Below are 18,290 nucleotides of genomic sequence, written 5' to 3'. Positions count from 1 at the left end.
CTCTTCGACTTCTCTGATGTTCAAGGCGAATCAAGCTGGCCGGCGTCGGCGAACAGCACCCGTGGGTCCTCGCTGCCGCAGGCGCAGCGGCCGGTGACGACCCGGCCGCGGAGGGCGAGCGGGGTCTCGGGCAGTGCCGAGGTGCGTGACTCCCCGGCGGCGACGAGCAGGTGCCCGTCCCGCTCGCCGACGCGCCACTCGGCCGCGTTGACGTGCGCGCCGGCGCGCTCGGGGCACTCCAGCGCGAGGGCCGGTCCGACGGCGGACAGCACACAGGCGGTCACACCGGCCCCGCGCAGCACGGGTACGGCGGTGGGCCGGGCCAGCACGGTCGCCAGCGGGCGGAACATCTCGCCGATGTCGCCGGTGCCTGCCAGTCCCTCCAGGGTCTCGGCCGACAGGCCGATCACCGTGTCCGGGCGCAGTTCGCGGTGGAAGACGGCGGTACGGCGGTGGTCCCAGCCCATCGCCTCGGCGATGCCGTACGTCACCCGCAGCGTGCGCAGGGCGCCGATGACCGCCTGGCCCCAGAAGCCCTCGAAGCCGGAGGTGGTCAGCAGGGCCCGCTGTCCCGCGGCAAGCCCGTGGCCGCGCAGCCGCTCGGTGGCCCAGGCGGTGTCGCGGGCGAGTTCCGCCCAGGTCAGTTCCATGTCCCGGGTGCCGTCGGCGGTGGGGAAGCGGACGACGTAGGCGAGTGCGGGCCGGTCGAGGTCGCGGGCCCGGGCGAGGGTGGCGGCGCGGGCCATCAGCTCTTCACCACCCGGGGGAACTTGGCGACACTGGTCATGGTGCTCAAGAGCTCCTCCTCGGTGCGCAGGTCGAGCACCGGCTTGACGCCGGTCCGCTCGCGCACGGCCTCGGTCAGCCGGCCGGCCAGGGCGTCGACGTCCTCGGTGAGCCGGGCGTCGAAGCCGACGCGCAGCCGCAGTTCGTCGACCTCGCGCCGTTCGCGGACGATCTGGAACACGCCGGCCGTGGTCTCCGGCTGGTCCTCCACCGCCTGCCAGATGTCCCGCAGCACCACGGACCGGCCGCCGACCACGGTCTCGTCGCCGCGCCGGCCTGCCACCCACATCCGGGCGTGGGTACGGCCGCAGCCGCAGGTGTCGTGGGAGAGCCGGACGAGGTCCTCGCTGCGGTAACGGATGAGGGGGGCGGCGCGGTTGTCGAGGTCGGTGGCGACCAGTTCCCCGAGGTCGCCCTCGGCGACGTCGCTCCAGCCCGCCTCGTCCACGTCCACGCACTCCGCGAAGACGGTGTCCTCCCACAGGTGGAAACCGTCGTGCTCACGGCACTCCCAGGCCGTGCCGGTGTCGGCGGCGCTGGTGTACTCGTAGACGTCGATGCCCCAGTCGTCGCGGATCCGCTCGCGCATCCGCCGGCTGAGGGGCTGGCCCGCGCAGGAGGCGCCCTTGAGGGAGGAGAACGCCTCCTTCAGGTCCGTCCGCTCGGCCAGGTGCTCCAGCTCCACCATCTGCGGATACATCATCTGCAGATAGGCGGGGCGGTAGGTGCGCAGGGCCTCGACGACCTCGGCCATGTTCCCCATCCAGGTGTCCACCTCGATGACCACGGCCCCCAGCGCCTGGAAGCCGGCGTCCATGAGGTTGCGGAAGGTGCCGGGCGGGCTCAGCACCCGGTCCCCCGGCCTCAGGCCCAGCTCCCACAGGTCGCGCACCTGCGCGGTCACCAGGGGCGGGGCGTCCTGCCAGATCTCGGCGAAGAACTCCGGGTCGCCCGTGGTGCCCGAACTGGAGGAGACCGAGGTCAGCTCCTCGACCGGGACGCAGAGCATCCCGCCGAAGGGGTCGCCGGTGCGGGCCCGGTGGGCGCGGATCATGTCCTTGGTGATGAACGGCACCCGCGCCCGGAAGTCCTCCAGGGTGCGGATGTCACGGGGGTGCACCCCGTGCGCGTCCCACAGCTCCCGGTAGAAGTCGGAGCGGCCGTAGGCGTACTCGACGAGCTCCAGGACCCGCTCCTCCTGCAACACCCGCAACTCGGTACGCGGCATGGTCTCCACCAGTGGCTCGAAGTACCTCTCACCGGTGTCCCTGTCACCGTCACCGACCATGACGCCTCCTCGCGGCTCAGCTGCCCAGATCTTCCAGCTATCAGCGCAATCAGTCAACCAATTCGACGGATTGAACCAGGGTCTCGCTTCCCGCCTCAATATATAGTTAACTATTAGCACTCATTCAACCTTCTGGAGCGGTCGGGAGCGCGGTTGTGAAGATCATCGTCTGTGTGAAGCACGTGCCCGACGCCACGGCGGACCGCACCTTCGCCGAGGACGGCAGGACCGACCGCGCGTCGGTGGACTCGCTGCTGTCCGAGCTGGACGAGTACGCCGTCGAGCAGGCCCTGCGGATCGCCGAGTCGGGCACGGACGCCGAGATCACCTTCCTCACCGTCGGCCCCGACGACGCCCGCGACGCGCTGCGCAAGGCGCTGGCCATGGGCGGCGACGGGGCGGTCCATGTGAGCGACGAGGCGATCGGCGGGAGCGACGCGTTCGGCACCTCGCTGGTGCTGGCCCGGGCGATCGAACAGACCGGCTTCGACCTCGTCCTGTGCGGGATGGCCTCCACGGACGGCACCACGGGCGTCGTCCCGGCACTCCTGGCCGAGCGGCTCGGCGTGCCCGCCGTCACCCATGTCGAGGAGCTGTCCGTCTCGGTCGAGGACGGCACGGTGACCGGCCGGCGCGAGGGCGACGGGGCGAGCGTGCGGGTACGGGGCACCCTCCCGGCCGTCGTGTCGGTCACCGACCGCTCCGGTGACGCCCGGTACCCCTCCTTCAAGGGGATCATGGCCGCGAAGAAGAAGCCGGTACGGACCACGGACCTCGACGGCCTCGGCCTCTCGGCCGACCAGGTCGGCACGGCGGGCGCCCGCTCGGCCGTCGACCAGGCGTCCCGGCGCCCACCGCGCGCCCAGGGCGAGATCGTCACCGACGACGGCGAGGCCGGCGTGGCCCTGGCCGGCTTCCTCGCCCACGGCAAGTTCGTCTGACCCGCCTTCCACAGAGCAAGGAGCAGCCACCCGTGGCCGAGATCCTCGTCCTCGTCGACCATGCAGACGGCGCCGTGCGCAAGCCGGCTCTCGAACTGCTCACCCTCGCCCGCCGTCTCGGCGAACCCTCGGCCGTCGTCCTCGGGCCGGGTGCCGACGCCGCGACGGACACGCTCGGCCGCTTCGGCGCGCACAAGGTCTACGTCGTGGACGCGCCGGAGACCGAGGAGCACCTCGTCACCCCGGCCGTCGACGCCCTCGCGCAGCTCGCCGCACGCGTCGGCCCCGCGGCGATCCTGCTGCCGTCGACGCCCGACGGCAAGGAGACCGCCGCCCGGGTCGCGCTCCGCCTGGACTCGGGGCTGATCACCGACGCCGTGGACGTGACCGCGGGCCAGGACGGCCCGGTCACCGAGCAGTCGGCGTTCGCGGCCACGCACCGGGTGACGTCCCGTGTCACGGTCGGCGTGCCGGTCATCGCCGTACGGCCCAACGCCACCCCGCCCGAGCCCGCGCCCGTAACGCCCCTCGTGGAGAAGCCGGACATCGTCTTCGGGCCGGCCTCCGCCGCCGTCACGGTCGTGTCCCGCACCGCCCGGGAGCGCGGCGAGCGCCCGGAGCTGACCGAGGCGGACATCGTGGTCTCCGGCGGGCGCGGAGTGAACGGCGCCGAGAACTTCGCGCTCGTCGAGCGGGTCGCCGACACGCTGGGCGCGGCCGTCGGGGCGTCCCGCGCCGCCGTGGACGCGGGCTGGTACCCGCACAGCCACCAGGTCGGACAGACCGGCACCCAGGTCTCCCCGCAGCTGTATCTCGCCGCCGGGATCTCCGGCGCGATCCAGCACCGGGCGGGCATGCAGACCTCCCGGACCATCGTCGCGGTCAACAAGGACGCGGACGCGCCGATCTTCGAACTCGCCGACTACGGAGTGGTCGGGGACCTGTTCCAGGTGCTGCCGCAGCTGGTCGAGGAGATCGAGCGGCGGCGGGGCTGATCTCCGTGACCGTCCGATCTCCACCGCATTCCGGGCTTCCCTCCTCGGACCCATACAACTAAAATCGCTAACTGATTACATCGATTTACCCGAAGGAGCGCCATGACCAAGATCTGGGTCAACTCGGGGGACTCCCACGTGATGGAGCCGGCCGACCTGTGGACCGAGGCGCTGCCGCCGCGGCTGGCCGCCCGGGCGCCGCGCAGCGAGCGCGGCGAGAAGTACGAGGTGCTCTACATCGACGGCGAGCGCGTCGACCGCCAGCTCGGCGACTTCATGGACGCCATGCGTCCGCCGGGGGCCTGGGACCTGGAGGTCCGCCTCAAGGACCTCAACCAGGAGGGCGTCTGGGGTCAACTGGCCTTCCCCTCCATGGGGTTCTGGCTGGTCTCGATCACCGAGCCCGAGCTGGCCCGGGAGACCGTGCGGGCCTGGAACGACTGGGCGTACGACGAGATCCTGTGCAAGAACAAGCGCGTGATCACCCCCGCCTGTGTCTCCACGGCCGACATCGACGACGCGGTCGCCGAGGTGGAGCGGGTCGCGGAGCTCGGTTTCCAGGCGGTGTTCCTGCCGTCCTCGACCCGGCCGGGCGAGGAGTACGCCCTGGACCGCTGGGATCCGCTGTGGGCGGCGGCCGAGCGGGCCGGTCTGACGATCGGCTTCCACATCGGCACCGGCTTCTCCGAGACCGTCGTCTTCCGCGGCCCCGGCGGCGCGGTGGTCAACTACATGGAGACCACCTATCCGGGCATGCGCGTGATCTCCCACATGGTCGCGGGCGGCGCCCTGGACCGGCACCCGGACCTGAAGATCCTCATCGCGGAGGGCGGCGCCGGCTGGGTGCCGGCCATCGGCGACCGTATGGACGAGGCGTACCGCCAGCACGGCATGTTCGTCCGCCCCAAGCTGAGCCGGCTGCCCAGCGAGATCATCCGCCAGCAGGTGTACGCCTCCTTCCAGCACGACAAGAGCTCGGTGGAGATCGTCGAGGCGACCGGCTACCGCAACGTCATGTGGGGCGACGACTACCCCCACCTGGAGGGCACCTACGGCCACACCCAGTCCACGCTGCACGACCTGTTCGACGGCGTGTCGGACGACATCCGCGACCGGGTCACCCGCGGCACCTTCAACGAGCTGTTCCGGCTGCCCGAGCCGACTCCCCAGGAGGCGGCCGTCTGAGCGGCGACAGCCCCGTGAACGGTCCGGCCGGTCCGCCGTATCCGGAGGATCTGGAGCGGCCGGGGCTCGTCAGGACCGGCCGGTCGACGTTCGTCCGGCCGGTCCGGCCCGAGGACGCCGACCGGCTGGTCGCCTTCGTCGCCGGGCTGTCCAGGGCGACCCTGGCCTACCGCTCGCTCGGCCCGGTGGTCCGGGTGCGCGACGACGTCATCCGGCGCGGCGCACACGTCGACTACCTCAACGAGCTGGCGCTGGTCGCCCTGGCCGGCGAGGACATCGCGGGCCTGGTGCGCTACGTCCGCGACCCCGAGGAGCCGGAGCACGCCGAGGTCACCTTCACCATCCGGGACGACCACCAGAGCGAGGGCTTCGGGCGGCTGCTCCTGGAGCACATCGCCGCGGCGGCCCGTGCCCGGGGCATCAGGGTCCTCGAGGCAGACGTCCTCGCCGACAACACCCGCATGATCAACGTGTTCCTCGGCTCCGGCTACCGGGTCGAGGCGGGGCCGCCCGGCCAGATCGTGCACTTCGAGATCGCGATCGACCCGCAGGCCCAGGCCGTGGCCCGGGCCGAGCGCCGCGAACACACCGCCGTACGGCGGTCCCTGCGGCCCCTGCTCGAACCGCGCTCGGTCGCTGTGGTCGGCGCCAACCGGGACCCCCTGACCATCGGCCACGAGATCGTGGCCAACCTGCTGCGGGGCGGCTTCGAGGGCGCGGTGTTCCCCGTCAACCCGCACGCCGAGCGGGTCGCGGGGGTGCGGGCGTACGCCCGGGTCGCCGACCTTCCCGAGCCGCCGGACCTGGCCCTGGTCGCCGTACGGGCCGAGGCCGTGCCCGATGTCGTACGCGAGTGCGCCGAGGCCGGTGTCAAGGCGGTGGTGGTCGTCTCCAGCGGCTTCGGGGAGACCGGTGCCGCCGGGCGGGCCGCCGAGCGCGAACTGGCCCGCTTCGCCCGCGCCTCCGGTATGCGGCTGGTCGGCCCGAACTGCATGGGCGTCGTCAACACGACGCCCGCCGCGCGGCTCGCCGCGACCTTCTCGCCCGCCCTGCCGGCACCCGGCCGGGTGGCGATGTCCAGCCAGTCGGGGCCGCTCGGGCTCGCGGTGCTCGACTTCGCCCGCCGGCTCGGGCTCGGCTTCTCCGGCTTCGTGTCGGTCGGCCACGCCGTGGACGTGTCCACCAACGACCTGCTCCAGTGGTGGGAGGAGGACCCCGCGACCTCGGTGGTCCTGCTGCACGTCGAGACCTTCGGCAATCCGCGCCGGTTCGCCCGCATCGCCCGCCGGGTCGCGCCGCGCAAGCCGATCGTCGCCGTGCACCCGGGCGGCGAGGCCGACTCGGCCGTCAGTTCCCTGTTCGCGCAGGCCGGGGTGATCCGCACCCGCAGCCTCCAGGAACTCTTCGACGTCGCGCTGCTGCTCGCCCACCAGCCGCCCCCGCCCGGCGACCGGATCGCCGTGATCACCAACGCGGGCGGCCCCGCGGCCCTGACCGTCGGCGCCTGCGCGGCGGGCGGTCTGCGGGTGCCCGCGCTCGGCGAGCGCACCCGGCGGCGGCTGGCCCCGGTCCTCGCGCCGGGCGCGGACGTCGCCAACCCCATCGACCTCACCCCGATGGCCAGCGCCGAGCACTACCGGCAGGCGGTGGCCGCCGTCCTGGACGACGACGGCATCGACGCGGCGATCGTGCTGTTCATGCCGCCGCTGGCGGACAAGCCCGACGAGGTGGCGTCCGCGATCCTCGACGCCGCGGCGGCGGCACCCGACAAGCCGGTGGTCACCAGTTTCCTGGGCGGCGCGGGCGTCGCCGACCTGCTGCGCCGGGGAGACCTGGTGGTACCGACGTACACGTTCCCCGAGGCCGCAGCCGCCTCGCTCGGCCACGCGGCGGCCTACCAGGCCTGGCGCGCCACGCCCGCCGGTGTCGTACCCGACCTCCCGGGCGTCGACGTGGACCGGGCCCGCGCGCTGCTCGCCGGGCCCACGGCCCCGGCTGCCGCCGGACTGCTGGCCGCGTACGGCATCGCCGTACACGACCCGGGTCCCGGCCCCGGCCCGGACGCGTTCCTCTCCGTCGACGCCGACCCGGTCTTCGGGCCGGTCCTCTCCTTCGGCCTCACCGGGGACTACGCCGACCTCATGGCGGACGTCGCCCGCCGTGTGACCCCGCTCAGCGACCGCGACGCCCGCGAGATGGTCCGCTCGCTGCGGGCCGCGCCGCTGCTGGACGGCAGGACGGGCGGGCCGGGCGTGGACCTGGCGGCACTGGAGGAGACGGTGCTGCGGATCTCGGCGATGGTCGAGGACCTCCCCGAGATCGAATCCCTCGAACTGCGCCCCGTACGACTGCTGCCGCCGGGCGGCGGGGTCGCCGTCGCACACGCGACGATCCGGCTGGCCGACGACACCCCTGGAGGTGCACGATGAAGGTGGGCATCTACTTCGACATGCGCAACCCCCCGCCCTGGCAGCGGAGTTGGTCGCGTGTGTACGGCTTCGCCCTGGAGATGTGCGAGGAGGCGGACCGGCTGGGTCTGGACTCCGTCTGGTTCTCCGAGCACCACGGTTTCGAGGACGGCTACCTCCCGCAGCCGCTCACCATGGCCGCGGCGGCCGCCGCCCGCACCCGCCGGGTGCGCCTGGGCACGGCGGTGATCCCGGCGCCCCTGCACGCGGCCCCCGAACTCGCCGAACAGGCGGCCATCGTGGACATCATCAGCGACGGCCGCCTCGACCTCGGCCTCGGCACCGGCTACCGGGTGCCCGAGTACCGGCTCTACGGCGCCGACCTCGCCAAGCGCTACACCGTGACCGACCAGCGGGTCCGGGAGATCCGCGGTCTGTGGGCCGAGTCGCTGGTCACCCCCGGCCCGGTCCAGGACCCCTTCCCCATCTGGCTGGGCTACCAGGGTCCGCAGGGCGCCCGGCGGGCCGGCCGCCTCGGCACCGGGCTGCTGTCGCTCAACCCGGCGCTGCTGACGCCGTACCGGGACGGGCTCGCGGAGAGCGGCTACGACGTGTCGTCGGCGCGGATGCAGGGCTCGTTCACGACGTTCGTCACGGAGGACCCGGAGGGCGACTGGCCGGAGGTCCGCAAGTACCTCGCCTACCAGTGGGACAGCTACCGCCGGTACATGGTGGAGGGCACCGACCAGCCCCTCCCCCGCCCGATCGACCCCGAGAAGTGGCGGGAGACGGGCCTTTCGGCAACCGGTGTCGGCCAGTTCCTGTACGGCACGCCGGAGGAGACCGCCGACGCCATCAGGACCTACGTCAAGGGACTGCCGGTGGAGGGCGTGTTCCTGTGGGCGTCGCTGGCGGGCATGCCGGAGGACATGGTGGCCCGTCAGGTCCAGCTCATCGCGGGCAAGTTGCGCCCCCTGCTGGCCGACGTCTGAATCGAGGAGTTGCGGAAATGTCGACGACATCCGGTGCGACGGGCCCCGTGGTCCGGGCCGGCGGGGACTTCCAGGAACCGCCCCGCACCCCGGGCGGTGTCGCCCTGTGCGGCGCCTGCCGCGAGCGGGGCACCTGCCGGCTGGGGGTGGAGCGGGAGCGGCTCGACGAGGACGGCGTGGCCCGGTTCGCCCTCACCTGTCCGCGCGACCAGGAAGGCGGCCCCGACGTCGCGCACGGCGGCTGGACGGCGGCCGTGCTGGACGACTGCCTCGGCCATCTCCCGCTGCTGCACCGGGTGTTGAGCGTGACGGCCGAGCTGACCGTCAGCTTCGTCAAGCCGGTACCGGTGGGACGGCCGCTGGAGGTCAGTGCCCGGGTCGAGCGGCGTGAGGGCTCACGCTGGTACATCACCGGCGAGATGGTGCTCCTGCCGACCCGCGCCGTACTGGCCCGGGCCTCCGGCATCTGGGTGACCCGGGACCAGGGCCACTTCGCCCGCCACGCCGACTGGCTGGCGGAACAGGACGAGCGGTAGCAGGAGGGGGGAGGCACATCGTGCCTCCCCCCTCCTGCTACCGCTCGTCCTGACTCAGTAGCTGCGCAACCCCATGCTGCGGGCGATGCCGTTGCGCTGGATCTGGCTGGTGCCGCCGGAGATCGTGGCGACGATCGACTCCCGGTAGCGGAAGCTCATCACGCTCTCGGTGGAGAACCCGTGCCCCGCACAGACCTGCATCCCCAGCCGAGCGGCGGCCACATACGTCTCCGAGCCCTTCAGCTTCGCCATCGAGCCCTCCCGCGTGCACGGCCTGCCCTGCGCGAGCAGCCACGCGGCGCGGTACGCGAGCAGCCGGGCGGAGTCGATCTCGGTCTGGAGGTCGGCCATGGCGTGGGCGAGGGCCTGGAAGTTGCCGATGGGACGGCCGAAGGCGTGCCGGGTGCGGGCGTACTCGAGCATCTCGTCGAGGGTGGCCTGCGCGGCGCCCAGATATCCCCCGGAGATGATCACCTTCTCCAGTTCGATGTTGGAGAGCATGACCTTCCAGCCCTCGTCGCGGGGGCCGACGAGGTTCTCCCTGGGCACCAGGACGTCGTTGAAGAAGACCTCGTTGGTGCCGAGGATGTGCCGGGCCAGCGTCGGTGTGCGGCGGACCTCGACCCCCTCGGTCGTGGGGTCGACGAGCAGCAGGCTGATCCCACCGTGCTTGGGCTCGCGGGGCCCGGTGCGGACATAGGTCGCGATGGTGGTATCCGGCAGCCCTCCTCCCGTGCACCACGCCTTCTGGCCGCGCACCAGGAAGTGCTCCCCGTGGTCCTCGGCGGTGGTGCGCAGGGCCGCCGCGTCGGACCCGCTGTCCGGCTCGCTGAGGCCGACGGCGAGCCGGTGCCGGCCGGTCATCACCCGCTCGCGGATGAAGTCGCGCTGGGCCTCGTCGCCCCACCGGAACACCGTGATGCCGGGAATGAGCACGCCGATGTAGCACATGGCGACGTCGAAACTGGCCCGCCCGAGCTCCTCGGCGATCAGCACCAGCTCGAGCGGCCCTCCCCCGTCCCCGCCCTCCTCCTCGGCGAAGGGCAGCGAGAACCAGCCGAGGTCGGCCATGCCCCGGAACAGCTCGGGCGGTACGACGCCCTCCTCGTCCCAGCGCTTGGCCCGCTCGGCCGGGCACACGTCGGCGACGAACTGCCGTGCCGTCGCGCGCAACAGGTCCTGCTCGTCGGTCAGCCCGAAGTCCACGGCCACTCCCTCGCCCTTAACCCGCCAAATCATCTATCTAATTATTCTATGTTAGCGGATGAAGCCGGATGAGTTCCATGGTCGAAGCACGGCCGGCCGAAAGGGGCCGGCTCGGCGACGATCACCGAGCCAGGCCTTCCACGTGACTACGGCTGTTTCCGCATCTCCGCACTCGGCGTCACTACGACCAGGCGCTCCGGCCGCAGCACCCACACCGCGCCGACGCGCACATCCGTGACGATGCCGCGTCGGTCGGCGTCCTTGTCATGAATCAGGTCGCCCACCCACGGCTGCCGCTCGTCAGTCATCCGCGTTCCTTCCCCCGCAGCTCGGCCCACACCCTCTTGCCCCACGGCAGCCGATCAGCACCCCAGTCCTTCGCCAGCGCTCTCACGAGCACGAGACCGCGCCCGCTCTCGTCCTCTTCAGCCGGCTTCCGGCACACCGGGGCCCGCTCCGACTTGTCCACGACGCCGATGCGCACACGCGTCACCCCGGGGCGGGTGACCGTGACCCGGATGAAATGGCTCTGAGCATGCTGGACGGAGTTGGACACCAACTCGGAGACGATCAGGGCACCGTCGTCGGCCAAGTCGTCCAGGCCCCAGGCGGTCAGCGCGACGCGCACCAGGCGACGGGCCATGCCCGCGCTCTCAGGCTCGCACGGCAATGTCTGGCTGTACCCCGGGTAGCCGGTGGGACGCGCCCGCGTTGTAGCTTGCGGGCCGCGGATTGCCATCACCTGTCACACAAATGCACCCAGCGGGCCTGCCGTTGTCGGCAGACCCGCTGATGAACTCTGTCGGGACGACAGGATTTGAACCTGCGACCCCTTGACCCCCAGTCAAGTGCGCTACCAAGCTGCGCCACGTCCCGCCGCGTCCCCACGGCGGTGAGCTGCGGGAACGTGCGGCTCAACCCTACCGCACCCGAGCGGACTCGGGGGCCGGGGCCTGCCGTGCGGCCGGGGCCGACAGCGGGGCGGGGCGTCGTACGGGGACCAGGAGGGCGGCGAGGGCCGCGCCCAGGCAGAGCAGCGCCAGCAGAGTGAAGGCGTGGGTGTAGCCGGAGCCGTACGGCAGACCGGAGGGCTGGAGCCGGCCGGTGACCAGGACGCTGGTCACCGCGGCGCCGATGGAGCCGCCGATGGTGCGGATGTTGGCGTTCATACCGGTGGCGGCGCCGGTCTGCTCGGGCGGGACGCTGCCGACGATCAGGTTGGCCATCGAGGCGAAGGCGAGGCCGATGCCCAGGCCGAACACGCCCGCGACGAGGGCGATCTGCCACTGTGTGTCGTGCCAGAGGGCGAGGAAGCCCAGGGCCACCGCGCCGAGCGCGGCACCGCTGGTGAGCAGCGCCTTGGCGCCGACGCGGGGTGCGAGGCGCCCGCTGAGCACGCCGGAGACGAACATCGCGACCAGCATGGGCAGCATGAGCAGGCCGGACGCGGTGACGCTCGCGCCGAAGCCGTAGCCCGCCGAGCTCGGGGTCTGCACGAAGCCCGGCAGGAAGGACCAGATCGCGTACATGCCCGCGCCGAACAGCAGGGCGGCGAGGTTGGTGGTCCACACGGCGGGCAGTCGCATCACCCGCAGGTCGATCAGCGGGGTGCGGGAGCGGGCCTCGGCCAGCAGCCACAGCGCGAACAGCACGACGGCGAGGGCGAACAGTCCGATCACCCGGGCCGAACCCCAGCCCCACCCGCTCGCCTGGCTGAGCGGCAGCAGCAGGGCCACCAGCCAGCCGGAGAGCAGGACGGCGCCGAGCCAGTTGACCTGCCCCGCGCCCCTGTTGGGCGACTCGGGCACATAGCGTACGGCGATGAGCGTGGCGGCGGCGACGATCGCGACCGGGATCCAGAACAGCCAGCGGTAGTCGAGCGCGGAGACGATCGGTCCGGCGGCGACCATGCCGACGCCGCCGCCCGCGGCGATCACCGCGGACAGGTCGCTGATCCGGCCGGGGACCTCCGACGCGGCGAACTCGTCCCGGATGATCCCGAAGGAGAGCGGGAACAGGGCGCCGCCGATGCCCTGGACCACCCGGGCGACGATCAGCACGCCGATGGTCGGTGCGAGGGCGGCGAGGAGACAGCCGGCCAGGACGGCGAGGAGGACCCCGACGAGGGTGCGCTTCTTGCCGATCAGGTCGCCGACGCGGCCGAGGATCGGGGTGAAGATCGAGGCGGAGAGCAGATACGCGGTCATCACCCAGGTCGCCGTGGACTGCGAGGTGTGCAGCGCGTGCTGGACGGTCGGCAGGGCCGGCGCTATCAGCGACTGGAGCATCGAGAACACGCCCGCACCCGTCGCGAGGACCGCGAAGGTGAGGCGGGAGGACTTGCGGGGCATGAGAAGCCTCTCGGAAGGACTCTCGGGAAACGGAGAAGGGGCCTCGGACTGTTAAAGTGGAGGCACCCCTCCACCATAGCGGAGGTATACCTCCGCTTCAACCGATCCCCCGTTCCGACCGAGTCCCGTCCAGGAGGCAGCCGTGCCCGCCCAGTCGTTCCCCGTCAGCGAGATCGTCGCGGCCCAGCGGCCGAACCGTAAGGACGCGGCCCGCAACTACGACGCCTTGCTGGCCGCCGCGCGCGAGGCGTTCACCGAGCACGGCTCCGAGGCGTCCCTGGAGGACGTATCGCGCCGCGCGGGCGTCGGCATCGGCACGCTGTACCGGAACTTCCCGACCCGCCGGGCGCTGTTCGAGAGCGTGTACGCGGACGAGGTCAACGCGCTGTGCCGGTCGGCCGTGGAGCTTGCCGGCCTGGAGCCCTGGAAGGCGCTCACGGCCTGGCTGGAGCGGTTCGCCGGATACATGGTCACCAAGCGGGCGGTGCGCGAGGCGCTGGAGGACGAGTCGGAGATCTTCCAGGCCTGCCGTGACTCGATGTACGCGGCGGGCGGGCCGCTGTTCGAGCGGGCGCAGCGGGCCGGGGCGGCCCGGGCGGACATGGACTTCGGCGATCTGCTGCGGCTGGTCGCCGGCGTCACCGCGACGGCCTTCACGGACGACGCCCAGCGCGACCGCGTCCTGGCCATCGCCCTGGACGGGGTGCGCGCCGGGCGCTGACAACGGGAGTCAGCCGGCGAGCGGGTGCTCCGGGTCCAGGAGTTCCGCGATCCGTTCGGTGACCGTCTGGGCGGTGTTGCCGGCGGGCGCCTTCGGACCCACGGTCGTCGACACCGCGATGGACAGCCGCTTGCGCGGCTCGTACGCCATCACGGCCGCGTAGCCGAAGAACGACGGGTTCTGCACCACCCAGCCGTTCTTGACGACCACGCCGACGCCGAAGTGGAAGTCCTCGGTCATGGGCAGACAGACCGTGGCGGGGCAGGTGCGGGTGGGGTGGCCGAGGCCGACCGTGCCCGGGTTCAGCTGGGTACGGAAGGAGCGCTTCGAGAGCAGTTCGCCCGAGCCGACGGCCCGTCCGGAGCGGGCGAGGTCGCAGATGTCCTGGGTGAGGACGGCGCCGGGGGCGGTGGTCCAGGAGGGGTTCCAGTACGTGGACTCCTCGTAGGTGCCGCGTTCGTCGTCGTAGGCGTGCAGGACGGGCTGCGGGATCTCCGCGGTGTCGTTGTTCCGGGTGTTGCGCAGGCCGAGGGGCTTCACGACGCGTTCCCGCAGGAGGCGCTCCAGCGGGGTGCCGGAGATCTTCTCCAGGGCGCGGCCGAGGAGGACGAAGTTGGCGTGCGAGTAGCTCCAGTTGGTGCCGGGCTTGTACCACAGGGGGTGCCCGAGGGAGATCCCGACGACTTCCCCGGGCGTCCAGTGCTGCCACGGATCGGCGTACAGCTTCTTCAGGAACACCGGGTCGGTGACGTAGTCGTGGAGGCCGGAGGTGCTGTCGCCGAGCATGCGCAGGGTGATCCTGTCGCCGTGCGGCAGGCCCGGCAGCCAGCGGGAGACCGGGTCGTCGAGGCGCGCCTTGTGCTCCTGGACCAGTTGGAGCAGCACGGTGCCCATGAAGGCGATTCCGACCGAACCGGTCCTGAAGTGCATCGCGGGGGTGGCGGGCACGTCCGTCATGGACTCGCCGACCGCGCCGGTGAGGAGTTCACGCCCGTCGACCGTGACCTTGACCAGGGCGGCCTTGAGGTCGAGGTCCTTCCGGGCGGCGCGGACGAGGGTGAGGACCTTGCGGGCCTGGCCCTGCGGGTTCCGGGTGGCGGCACAGGCCCGGTCATGGTGGTCCGGGGCGGCGGCGGTGGCGGCCGCCGTCTGGAGGGTGGAGACGAGGAGGGCGGCGGCGCACAGCACCGCCGTACGGGTACGCGTCATACGCGCACTATGGGTGGATCGTCGAAGCGGCTCCGCCGCCAACACTCCGGACACCGCGGCGCCGGACCCGTAAGGAGGAGTTGACAGCCACTTTGGTCTGACCTTTGATATGTTCAAACGATCCGGCTGAGGGGTGGCCCCGCCGTGGACTTCGAGCTGACCGAGGACCAGAACACGATCCGGGGGGCCGTAGGCGGACTCCTGAAGGACTTCGACGACCGGTACTGGATGGAGAAGGACCGCGACCACGCGTTCCCCGAGGAGTTCTACGCCGCCGTCGCGGGCGGCGGCTGGCTGGGCATCACCGTCCCGGAGGCGTACGGCGGCCACGGCCTCGGCATCACCGAGGCGACGCTGCTGCTCGAGGAGGTCGCGCGCTCCGGGGGCGGGATGAACGCCGCCAGCGCGATCCACATGTCGATCTTCGGCATGCATCCGGTGGTGGTGCACGGCTCCGAGGAGCTGAAGCGGCGCACCCTGCCGCGCATCGCCACCGGCGACCTGCACGTCTGCTTCGGGGTGACCGAGCCCGGCGCGGGTCTGGACACCACGAGCATCACGACGTACGCACGCCGGGAGGGCGACCACTACGTCGTCAGCGGACGCAAGGTGTGGATCTCCAAGGCGGTGGAGTCGGAGAAGATCCTGCTGCTGACCCGGACGTCCCGGCCGGCCGAGGTCGGCCGCCGTACCGACGGCATGACCCTGTTCCTCACCGACCTCGACCGCGACCGGGTCGACATCCGCCCCATCCCGAAGATGGGCCGCAACGCCGTCACCTCGAACGAGCTGTTCATCGACGATCTGCGGGTCCCCGTGGAGGACCGGGTCGGCGAGGAGGGCGAGGGCTTCCGCTACCTCCTCGACGGGCTCAACCCGGAGCGCATGCTGATCGCCGCGGAGGCGCTCGGCATCGGCCGCGTCGCCCTCGACCGGGCCGTACGGTACGGCCGTGAGCGGGTGGTGTTCGGGCGGCCGATCGGGATGAACCAGGGCGTGCAGTTCCCGCTCGCCGACTCGCTGGCGCGGCTGGACGCGGCCGAACTGGTGCTGCGCAAGGCGACCTGGCTGTACGACCGGGGGCGGCCCTGCGGGCGGGAGGCGAACACCGCCAAGTACCTGTGCGCGGACGCCGGGTTCGACGCCGCCGACCGTGCGCTGCAGACGCACGGCGGGATGGGCTACTCCGAGGAGTACCCGGTGGCCCGCTTCTTCCGCGAGGCACGGCTGATGCGGATCGCGCCGGTCAGCCAGGAAATGATCCTCGGCTATCTGGGATCGCACACGCTGGGACTTCCGAGGAGCTATTGATGACCGACGGGACGGGTCTGTTCGATCTGACGGGGCGCTCCGCGCTGGTCACGGGCGCGGCGGGCGGCATCGGCCGCGCCGTCGCCGAGGCCCTCGCCCGGGCCGGTGCGGCGGTACTGGTGACCGACGTGGACGAGGCGGCCGCGGTGGCCGTCGCCGACAGGCTGTCCGCGGCGGGGCATACGGCGGCCGGCGCGGCCCTCGACGTGAGCGACCGTGCGGCGGCCGACACGGCGGTGGCGAGGGCGGCCGCGCTCACCGGCGGCACCCTGCACATCCTGGTCAACAACGCGGGGGTCACCGCCTCGGCCATGTTCGAGAAGCTGACGGAGGACTCCTTCCGCCGGCTCCTCGACGTCCACGTCCTGGGCGCCCACCGCTGCGCGCAGGCGGCCCTGCCCTACCTTCCCGAGGACGGCCGGGGCCGGATCATCAACGTCACGTCCTCCGCCGGCCTGGTCGGCACGCTCGGCCAGGTGAACTACTCCGCCGCCAAGGCCGCGGTCATCGGCCTCACCAAGTCCCTGGCCCGCGAACTGGCCCGCAGGAACATCCTGGTGAACGCCCTCGCACCGCTGGCCGCGACGCCGATGACGGAGACCAACTTCGTCACGGGTCAGGTGCTGCCGGTGGACGGGGGCATGGTCATGTGACAGGGGTCGGGGATGGTCATGTGACAGGGGTCGGGGATGGCCTATTCAATGGTCGAGCCGAACCCGACGCCATGACGAGAGGCCCTTCCGTGTCGCCCTCCGAGCAGCCCGCCCCCCGTTTCGAGACGCTGACCGTGCCGAAGGCGTCGGACGTGCTCGCGGCGGAGGTGCGGGAGCGGATTCTGTCCGGGGAGTTCCGGGAGGGCACGGCGCTGCCCCCGGAGCGGCAGCTCGTGGAGCAGACGGGGCTGAGCCGGGCGACGGTGCGGGAGGCGCTGCGGATCCTGGAGGTCGAGGGGCTGCTGGAGATCCGGCCGGGACGCGGGGGCGGGGCCTTCGTGCACCGGCCCGGGCGGGAGTCGCTGGCGAACACGGTGCAGCTGGTGATCCGGGGCCAGCGCATCCGCCTGGAGGCGCTGCACGAGACGCGCGAGGCGATCGAACCGGCGTGCGCCGCGCTGGCGGCCCGCCGCCGCACCGACCGGGATCTGGCGGAACTCGACGCGGCCCACGCGGAGTTGGTCGGGGCCGATGAGGACATCCAGCGGTTTCTGCGCGCCAACGTGCGCTGGCACACGGTGGTGGCGCAGGCGAGCGGGAACGAGCTGCTCATCGGGTTCATGAGCGCGCTCTCCCGGTCGATCCACGCGGCCACCGACCTGGAGCCGTTCATGGACGCCGGCATCCGTGGGCTGACCGCCCGCGCCCACGCCCGGATCACCGACGCGATCCGGGCCGGCGACGAGGCGGCCGCCGCACGGCGGATGACCCGGCACGTATGCGGTTTCGCGCAGGCGGCGGCCGAGGTGGATCACCGTACCTCGATCTGAAGCGTGCGAGAATGTGATTCTCGTATTCGTGCAACACCATTGACAGTTTCGGTCTGACCTTCCCTACCATCCGGGTATGAGCGAGGTGAGTCCCGTACTGACCGTGGCCTCCGACGGCGACGTCCGCATCGTCACACTGAACCGCCCCGACCGGCTCAACGGAGTGTCCGAGGACCTCCACCGCAGGATCTCCGAGGTGTGGCGCGAGCTGGCGGAGGACGGCAAGGCCCGGGCGGTCGTCCTGACCGGCGCGGGCCGGGCGTTCAGCGCGGGCGGCGACTTCGGCCATCTGCGCCGCCACCACACCGACCCGGAGCTGCGGGAGCGGTCGATCCGCCTGGACCGGACGATCCAGACCGAGATGATCCGCTTCCCACTGCCGGTGATCGCCGCGGTCAACGGCCCGGCGGTGGGCCTGGGTTGCTCGCTGGCGCTGGGCTGCGATCTCGTCCTGATGGCCGAGGACGCCTATCTGGCCGACCCGCATGTGTCGGTCGGCCTGGTGGCGGGCGACGGCGGGGTCACCCTGTGGCCGCTGCTGACCAGCCTGCTGCGGGTGAAGGAGTACCTCTTCACCGGGGACCGGATCCCCGCCGCCACCGCGGTCGAACTGGGCCTGGCCAACCGGGTCGTGCCGGGCGACCGGCTGATGGAGGAGGCGCTGGCCCTCGCCCACCGTCTCGCCGCCCAGCCCGCCGAGGCGCTGCGGGCCACGAAGGCGGCCCTGGCGGCGGTCGTCGAGCAGGTCTCGCGCGGCGGCATGGAGGCCGCGCTGCTCGCCGAGCGGTCCACGATGACCAGCCCGGACCACATCCGCATCGTCGAGGAGCTCGCCTCCCGGGCCGACCGCCGCCGGGCGGCCACCGAGAAGGAGTGAG

General features: G+C 72.1%; 18 protein-coding genes and 1 tRNA gene. 11 read left to right on the top strand and 8 right to left on the bottom strand.

All coding sequences use genetic code 11. The features are described from left to right. Nucleotides 1–20: 20 nt before the first annotated feature. Entirely contained in the window at nt 21–746 is a 726-nt protein-coding gene (locus tag ACFPIH_RS28535; protein ID WP_381178106.1) for a hypothetical protein, read from the bottom strand. Continuing rightward, on the bottom strand, nt 746–2,074 hold the full coding sequence (locus ACFPIH_RS28530) for a phenylacetate--CoA ligase family protein (RefSeq protein WP_381178104.1): 1,329 nt from the start codon (nt 2,072–2,074) through the stop codon (nt 746–748). The genes ACFPIH_RS28535 and ACFPIH_RS28530 overlap by 1 nt, the downstream gene beginning before the upstream one ends. Before the next feature lie 173 nt (nt 2,075–2,247). Between ACFPIH_RS28530 and ACFPIH_RS28525 the strand changes: the two genes are divergently transcribed. The 6 genes from ACFPIH_RS28525 (at nt 2,248) to ACFPIH_RS28500 (ending at nt 9,131) form a co-directional block, all read left to right on the top strand. After that, a complete protein-coding gene (locus tag ACFPIH_RS28525) occupies nt 2,248–3,015 on the top strand; it encodes an electron transfer flavoprotein subunit beta/FixA family protein (RefSeq protein ID WP_381178102.1) in 768 nt (255 codons plus the stop codon). A gap of 32 nt (nt 3,016–3,047) precedes the next feature. Beyond that, the gene (locus tag ACFPIH_RS28520) at nt 3,048–4,010 is read left to right on the top strand and encodes an electron transfer flavoprotein subunit alpha/FixB family protein (RefSeq protein WP_381178100.1); all 963 of its coding nucleotides are present in this window, start codon (nt 3,048–3,050) and stop codon (nt 4,008–4,010) included. 102 nt (nt 4,011–4,112) lie between these two features. Further along, on the top strand, nt 4,113–5,195 hold the full coding sequence (locus ACFPIH_RS28515) for an amidohydrolase family protein (RefSeq protein WP_381178098.1): 1,083 nt from the start codon (nt 4,113–4,115) through the stop codon (nt 5,193–5,195). Between the two features lie 14 nt (nt 5,196–5,209). Next, nucleotides 5,210–7,624 carry a bifunctional acetate--CoA ligase family protein/GNAT family N-acetyltransferase gene (locus ACFPIH_RS28510; protein ID WP_381178096.1) on the top strand — a complete coding sequence of 805 codons (2,415 nt, stop codon included), beginning with the start codon at nt 5,210–5,212 and terminating at the stop codon, nt 7,622–7,624. Continuing rightward, the gene (locus ACFPIH_RS28505) at nt 7,621–8,595 is read left to right on the top strand and encodes an LLM class flavin-dependent oxidoreductase (protein ID WP_381178094.1); all 975 of its coding nucleotides are present in this window, start codon (nt 7,621–7,623) and stop codon (nt 8,593–8,595) included. The genes ACFPIH_RS28510 and ACFPIH_RS28505 overlap by 4 nt, the downstream gene beginning before the upstream one ends. 17 nt (nt 8,596–8,612) lie before the next feature. Next, nucleotides 8,613–9,131, top strand: a complete 519-nt coding sequence (locus ACFPIH_RS28500) for a PaaI family thioesterase (RefSeq protein ID WP_381178091.1) — start codon at nt 8,613–8,615, stop codon at nt 9,129–9,131. 54 nt (nt 9,132–9,185) lie between these two features. Here ACFPIH_RS28500 and ACFPIH_RS28495 read toward each other — a convergent pair whose 3' ends face one another. From ACFPIH_RS28495 to ACFPIH_RS28475, 5 genes are all read right to left on the bottom strand, one after another. After that, the gene (locus ACFPIH_RS28495; RefSeq protein WP_381178088.1) at nt 9,186–10,370 is read right to left on the bottom strand and encodes an acyl-CoA dehydrogenase family protein; all 1,185 of its coding nucleotides are present in this window, start codon (nt 10,368–10,370) and stop codon (nt 9,186–9,188) included. A 113-nt stretch (nt 10,371–10,483) separates the two neighbouring features. Continuing rightward, complete coding sequence (locus ACFPIH_RS28490; protein ID WP_381178086.1) at nt 10,484–10,645, bottom strand: hypothetical protein; 162 nt, start codon at nt 10,643–10,645, stop codon at nt 10,484–10,486. Continuing rightward, a complete protein-coding gene (locus tag ACFPIH_RS28485; protein WP_381178083.1) occupies nt 10,642–11,076 on the bottom strand; it encodes an ATP-binding protein in 435 nt (144 codons plus the stop codon). The genes ACFPIH_RS28490 and ACFPIH_RS28485 overlap by 4 nt, the downstream gene beginning before the upstream one ends. A gap of 63 nt (nt 11,077–11,139) precedes the next feature. Beyond that, a tRNA-Pro gene (locus tag ACFPIH_RS28480) sits at nt 11,140–11,213 on the bottom strand. A 44-nt stretch (nt 11,214–11,257) separates the two neighbouring features. After that, the gene (locus tag ACFPIH_RS28475) at nt 11,258–12,688 is read right to left on the bottom strand and encodes an MFS transporter (protein ID WP_381178080.1); all 1,431 of its coding nucleotides are present in this window, start codon (nt 12,686–12,688) and stop codon (nt 11,258–11,260) included. Between the two features lie 142 nt (nt 12,689–12,830). On the opposite strand from ACFPIH_RS28475, the gene ACFPIH_RS28470 reads away from it, so the two are divergent. Continuing rightward, nucleotides 12,831–13,409 carry a TetR/AcrR family transcriptional regulator gene (locus ACFPIH_RS28470; protein WP_381178077.1) on the top strand — a complete coding sequence of 193 codons (579 nt, stop codon included), beginning with the start codon at nt 12,831–12,833 and terminating at the stop codon, nt 13,407–13,409. A 9-nt stretch (nt 13,410–13,418) separates the two neighbouring features. Here the strand turns inward: ACFPIH_RS28470 and ACFPIH_RS28465 are convergent, their stop codons facing one another. Further along, nucleotides 13,419–14,618, bottom strand: coding sequence for a serine hydrolase domain-containing protein (locus ACFPIH_RS28465; protein ID WP_381178074.1), 1,200 nt, complete (start codon nt 14,616–14,618; stop codon nt 13,419–13,421). A 144-nt stretch (nt 14,619–14,762) separates the two neighbouring features. Here ACFPIH_RS28465 and ACFPIH_RS28460 point away from each other — a divergent pair, with 144 nt between their 5' ends. From ACFPIH_RS28460 to ACFPIH_RS28445, 4 genes are all read left to right on the top strand, one after another. Then, complete coding sequence (locus ACFPIH_RS28460; protein ID WP_381178072.1) at nt 14,763–15,929, top strand: acyl-CoA dehydrogenase family protein; 1,167 nt, start codon at nt 14,763–14,765, stop codon at nt 15,927–15,929. After that, complete coding sequence (locus ACFPIH_RS28455; RefSeq protein WP_381178069.1) at nt 15,929–16,582, top strand: SDR family NAD(P)-dependent oxidoreductase; 654 nt, start codon at nt 15,929–15,931, stop codon at nt 16,580–16,582. Before ACFPIH_RS28460 ends, ACFPIH_RS28455 begins: the two co-directional genes overlap by 1 nt. Before the next feature lie 71 nt (nt 16,583–16,653). Beyond that, entirely contained in the window at nt 16,654–17,412 is a 759-nt protein-coding gene (locus ACFPIH_RS28450) for a FadR/GntR family transcriptional regulator (RefSeq protein WP_381178066.1), read from the top strand. Between the two features lie 76 nt (nt 17,413–17,488). Next, nucleotides 17,489–18,289: an enoyl-CoA hydratase/isomerase family protein gene (locus ACFPIH_RS28445; RefSeq protein WP_381178063.1), complete on the top strand. Its 801-nt coding sequence runs from the start codon at nt 17,489–17,491 to the stop codon at nt 18,287–18,289. The last annotated feature ends 1 nt before the right edge of the window (nt 18,290 follow it).

Source organism: Streptomyces vulcanius (assembly GCF_042653945.1).
In the GTDB taxonomy this organism is placed as follows: domain Bacteria; phylum Actinomycetota; class Actinomycetes; order Streptomycetales; family Streptomycetaceae; genus Streptomyces; species Streptomyces mangrovi.
The sequence above is the reverse complement of the archived record's forward strand: the minus strand, read 5'-3'. Positions and strand labels throughout refer to the sequence as shown.

Bases quoted from the DNA above. Each gene is read 5' to 3' on its own strand.
- ACFPIH_RS28485 (WP_381178083.1), bottom strand. From the start codon at position 11,076: ATGGCAATCCGCGGCCCGCAAGCTACAACGCGGGCGCGTCCCACCGGC.
- ACFPIH_RS28450 (WP_381178066.1), top strand. From the start codon at position 16,654: ATGACGAGAGGCCCTTCCGTGTCGCCCTCCGAGCAGCCCGCCCCCCGT.
- ACFPIH_RS28490 (WP_381178086.1), bottom strand. From the start codon at position 10,645: ATGACTGACGAGCGGCAGCCGTGGGTGGGCGACCTGATTCATGACAAG.
- ACFPIH_RS28515 (WP_381178098.1), top strand. From the start codon at position 4,113: ATGACCAAGATCTGGGTCAACTCGGGGGACTCCCACGTGATGGAGCCG.
- ACFPIH_RS28445 (WP_381178063.1), top strand. From the start codon at position 17,489: ATGAGCGAGGTGAGTCCCGTACTGACCGTGGCCTCCGACGGCGACGTC.
- ACFPIH_RS28495 (WP_381178088.1), bottom strand. From the start codon at position 10,370: ATGATTTGGCGGGTTAAGGGCGAGGGAGTGGCCGTGGACTTCGGGCTG.
- ACFPIH_RS28455 (WP_381178069.1), top strand. From the start codon at position 15,929: ATGACCGACGGGACGGGTCTGTTCGATCTGACGGGGCGCTCCGCGCTG.
- ACFPIH_RS28475 (WP_381178080.1), bottom strand. From the start codon at position 12,688: ATGCCCCGCAAGTCCTCCCGCCTCACCTTCGCGGTCCTCGCGACGGGT.
- ACFPIH_RS28530 (WP_381178104.1), bottom strand. From the start codon at position 2,074: ATGGTCGGTGACGGTGACAGGGACACCGGTGAGAGGTACTTCGAGCCA.
- ACFPIH_RS28535 (WP_381178106.1), bottom strand. From the start codon at position 746: ATGGCCCGCGCCGCCACCCTCGCCCGGGCCCGCGACCTCGACCGGCCC.
- ACFPIH_RS28505 (WP_381178094.1), top strand. From the start codon at position 7,621: ATGAAGGTGGGCATCTACTTCGACATGCGCAACCCCCCGCCCTGGCAG.
- ACFPIH_RS28465 (WP_381178074.1), bottom strand. From the start codon at position 14,618: ATGACGCGTACCCGTACGGCGGTGCTGTGCGCCGCCGCCCTCCTCGTC.
- ACFPIH_RS28500 (WP_381178091.1), top strand. From the start codon at position 8,613: ATGTCGACGACATCCGGTGCGACGGGCCCCGTGGTCCGGGCCGGCGGG.